General features: G+C 60.9%; 5 protein-coding genes. All 5 read right to left on the reverse strand.

Annotation, left to right across the window (positions count from 1 at the left end; genetic code table 11):
* Positions 1–99 precede the first annotated feature (99 nt).
* The 5 genes from HY896_06220 to HY896_06240 all read right to left on the reverse strand — a co-directional run bounded on the left by HY896_06220 (position 100) and on the right by HY896_06240 (position 2,775).
* Entirely contained in the window at positions 100–351 is a 252-nt protein-coding gene (locus HY896_06220) for a DUF433 domain-containing protein (protein ID MBI5575944.1), read from the reverse strand.
* 555 nt (positions 352–906) lie between these two features.
* Positions 907–1,302 (reverse strand): hypothetical protein, encoded by a 396-nt coding sequence (locus tag HY896_06225; GenBank protein MBI5575945.1) that lies wholly within the window; start codon positions 1,300–1,302, stop codon positions 907–909.
* Positions 1,299–1,493 carry a succinyl-CoA synthetase subunit alpha gene (locus HY896_06230; protein ID MBI5575946.1) on the reverse strand — a complete coding sequence of 65 codons (195 nt, stop codon included), beginning with the start codon at positions 1,491–1,493 and terminating at the stop codon, positions 1,299–1,301. Before HY896_06230 ends, HY896_06225 begins: the two co-directional genes overlap by 4 nt.
* 843 nt (positions 1,494–2,336) lie before the next feature.
* Positions 2,337–2,603 (reverse strand): hypothetical protein, encoded by a 267-nt coding sequence (locus HY896_06235; GenBank protein ID MBI5575947.1) that lies wholly within the window; start codon positions 2,601–2,603, stop codon positions 2,337–2,339.
* Positions 2,590–2,775, reverse strand: coding sequence for a hypothetical protein (locus tag HY896_06240; GenBank protein MBI5575948.1), 186 nt, complete (start codon positions 2,773–2,775; stop codon positions 2,590–2,592). Before HY896_06240 ends, HY896_06235 begins: the two co-directional genes overlap by 14 nt.
* Between the last annotated feature and the right edge of the window lie 127 nt (positions 2,776–2,902).

A 2,902-nucleotide genomic window follows, 5' to 3' on the forward strand; every position in this document is an offset into this window, starting at 1 on the left:
CCGCTGAAAGCCCGACGTCCCCGACATGCCGGCACTCATGTCCCTCCCCGGCCATCATGCGGCCAAGCTCCCGAGACAGGTTCATGTTCAGCAGGAACCTCACTTGGCCGCCGCCAGGTTTTCGGGAACGACCCTCTCTTCTGTCGTGGTCGCGGCATAGCCCAGCGCCTCGAGGATGTCTTCGCGCTCAAGTTCGGGCCACTGCGTCAGTATCTCGTCGATGGTCATTCCGGAGCTCAGGTAGTTGAGGATTGACGCCACCGGCATGCGGAGACCGCGGATGCACGGTTTGCCAAAACATTTCGCCGGATTGATCGTGATCCGGTGGAATTTGTAGTGGTGTATCTCCATTTGCTCGCCACCTCCTTCCCGTCCACGATGACGGCGGCTACCATCGAAGTACCCGGACAGACTGTACCAGAATGCAGCCTTCCCCGCCACCCCTCGACGGTCGGGTTCACGTTGGCGAGGCCGAAGTTGGGGAGGCCGAGGGTGCGGCGGATGATGCCGGCGGAGACGGAGGTGTCCTCGACGATGCCGTACCCTGCTTCGCCCTGCGGGCTACGCAGGGCAAGCCCGCGGTCCTGTCCTCCGTAGCCTTGGCGAAGGAGGATGGAGGTCAGGAAGTCGGTATCCGAAAAGGCTGAAGCCGTGAGGCGCGAGGCGTGAGTGGCGAAAGGTCCGGAACCCTCACCCTGCCCTCTCCCAGCGGAATACGCAGGAGAGGGAACTTCTCCTTTTGTTGCTGACGCGCGCGGCTCGGGGGGTGAGCCGAGCCGCGACTGTGAAGGAGCGGTGTCAGGGCCGCAGTGGCACGAGGCGGCGTAGACCGCTGCTGCAATTGCCGCCATGGAAAAGACGGCCGCAAACGAAAAACGAAAGGTGGCCATGTTCACGCCCCCTAGATCACTCGAAATCGATACAACCCCTCTTCTCGTCGAATACCACGCGGAACTTGTTGAAGACATCCATCCTTCCCATCAGCATCGGCACTTCTTCAACCAGCGCCCACGCCATCCGTACCTTCAATCGGACGCCGTTCATGACCAGGGTCACGGTTTTGAGCACGTACGGTACCCCGGCACCGGAGATGCCTTTGAGTTCGCGAATCTCGTTTTTTCCCCCCTGCTTGAAACCCAGCGCCTTTCCGAACCGGAAAGGTATCACCGACAGGTCGGCCCCCGAATCTACATACATGGGAACTTCAACCTTCACTTGTCGGTTCTCCAGGACGACATCCGCAACCGGCCGCAGAACCCTTCCCAGACTGCCGACTTCCCTCCGGTATCTGTGCCTGATCACAGAATCATCATCCTGTCATCGGGCACCTTGGCCACAAAAGGCGTTTTCTTCGGATAACGCCCCCTGACCTTTGCGAGCATGTTCTCGATGTCCTCACCCTTGGCCACCACCTTCCCGTCCACGATGACGACATACTTGTTTTCGAGCCCGGACTTGTCGAGTTTGGCATACGCCCCGTAGTTGTTGGTCATTTGTCTTTCCTCCATTGTCAACGGTGCGCCAGCCTTTTCCAACCGGTCAAAGTTCGTCCTCAGGAATGGCAGATGCCATCGAAGTACCCGGACAGACTGTACCAGAATGCAGCCTTCCCCGCCACCCCTGGGCGGTAAGGTTCACGTTGGCGAGGCCGAAGTTGGGGAGGCCGGAAGCGAGCGCAGGCGAACTTGCTTCGCCGGAGCGAGCAGGGGGTTCGGCTCGTGCTACGCAGCGACCCGTTCTCCGTAGCAGTGGGACTGCCACTGCGAAGGGTGAAAGCGCCGCTCTCTGCGCTGCGTAGCATAGCGCCACGCTATGCAGAGCGGGGTCGCAGAGTAGCAGGGAGAAGTCCGCGTAGCGGCCCCCGCCAAAGAAGACACGGCGGATGTTGCCCGACTTCGCGTAAGCTACGTCGGGTAAACCGGCGGAGACGGATGTGTCTTCGACGATGCCGTACCCTGCTTCGCCCTGCGGGCTACGCAGGGCAAGCCCGCGGTCCTGTCCTCCGTAGCCTTGGCGAAGGAGGATGGAGGTCAAAAAGTCGGTGTCCGAAGAGGCGGAAGCCGTCAAGGCAGACCGTAGGCTGGAGACTGGCTTGTCCGCCGTAGCTTCAGCGGAGGCGGAAGGCTGTAGGTCGGAACGGCCACCGGAACCGCTTGCTGACGCGCGCGGCTCGGGGGTCGCGCGCGGCTCGGGAGGAGCCTCGCCCTTCCCCTCACCGGGGGGAAGGGAAGGGGATGGGGGTCCGCAGTGGCAGGAGGCGGCGTACACCAATAAACAACCGCCGATGGCCGCCGCCGCGAGCGACAGTTCTTTCCCCGCCACGTGCACCTCCCCGGTCAGTGTGCGGCTTGCAGTTTCTCCTGCAGCCAGAGGTTGACGACCGTCTCGGTCGACAGTCCTTGTTCCTGAGAGACCTTTTGGAGCTTCCGCGCGATCGCGGGGGACACGGACACGCAGTAGTGTCTCCGACGGAGTTTGAACGTCACTGCGACCGGCCTTGTCTCATCCCAGTAGTCACCAAGGTCGTGCGTATCCCAGAACTTGCCCGCCTCTTCGGCCGACTTGAAGTGTTTTGGCAGTCTGGACCTTTTACCGTTTTTCATAACGCCTTCTTTCATTGGCGCTCATGTCGCGCGCACTGACGACGAGCGCCTTGTCTCCCTGCTTCAGTATGAAAAACACCGTCACATACCTGCCGCTCCTGGTTCGTCCCAGCGCGCCGTACATGTCCTCGCCCTCGACATCTCCGCTCTCAATGATATCCCTGATTTCCATTCACACCCTTTCGCGCAGCCACTTGTTGATGAGCGCCTCTTCCGGCACGCGAAGCTTTCTTGCGCTCTTTCGTATCATCGCGTACAGGCGGATGTCTATGCCTACATACTTCTTCTTCCGAAGCGCG

It is taken from the genome of Deltaproteobacteria bacterium (genome assembly GCA_016218975.1).
In the GTDB taxonomy this organism is placed as follows: Bacteria; Desulfobacterota; Deferrimicrobia; order Deferrimicrobiales; family Deferrimicrobiaceae; genus JAENIX01.

Bases quoted from the DNA above. Each gene is read 5' to 3' on its own strand.
- HY896_06220 (MBI5575944.1), bottom strand. From the start codon at position 351: ATGGAGATACACCACTACAAATTCCACCGGATCACGATCAATCCGGCG.
- HY896_06230 (MBI5575946.1), bottom strand. From the start codon at position 1,493: ATGACCAACAACTACGGGGCGTATGCCAAACTCGACAAGTCCGGGCTC.
- HY896_06235 (MBI5575947.1), bottom strand. From the start codon at position 2,603: ATGAAAAACGGTAAAAGGTCCAGACTGCCAAAACACTTCAAGTCGGCC.
- HY896_06240 (MBI5575948.1), bottom strand. From the start codon at position 2,775: ATGGAAATCAGGGATATCATTGAGAGCGGAGATGTCGAGGGCGAGGAC.